Annotated in this window: 1 protein-coding gene; it reads right to left on the bottom strand. The window is 45.2% G+C overall.

All coding sequences use genetic code 11. The annotated features are described in order from the left end of the window. Window positions 1-180: transposase (locus CHH75_RS24530; RefSeq protein WP_141235889.1), on the bottom strand; the 180-nt coding region annotated here is incomplete at its 3' end. Window positions 181-310: the final 130 nt, after the last annotated feature.

The raw sequence follows: 310 nt of genomic DNA, 5'->3' as shown, positions 1-310 counted from the left end.
CTTCGTCATGAGTTTGGGGTGGAAGCTAGGACGACCGCCTCCAGAGTAGGCGGCCTCGAAGATCTTGTCGTCGATTCGGTTGACGGCATCGTTGATGATGCGAACGACGTGATTTTGTGGAATATCTTCCTCAAGGTCCATTGGCAGAAACAGTTGGTCCATGGTATATTGAATGTACAAAGAAACCTCTCCTTTAGGGAAATGTTTGGGTGGTACCTTCATTTTACCAAAGAGAGGTTTCTTTTTGTTTTACAAATTAAAGAAGGAGCTGTCCCTCAGTCATCTACGATGACTTTTGAGACAGCCTCTT

It is taken from the genome of Paenibacillus sp. 7541 (assembly GCF_002276395.1).
In the GTDB taxonomy this organism is placed as follows: domain Bacteria; phylum Bacillota; class Bacilli; order Paenibacillales; family Paenibacillaceae; genus Paenibacillus_AQ; species Paenibacillus_AQ campinasensis.
The sequence above is the reverse complement of the archived record's forward strand: the minus strand, read 5'-3'. Positions and strand labels throughout refer to the sequence as shown.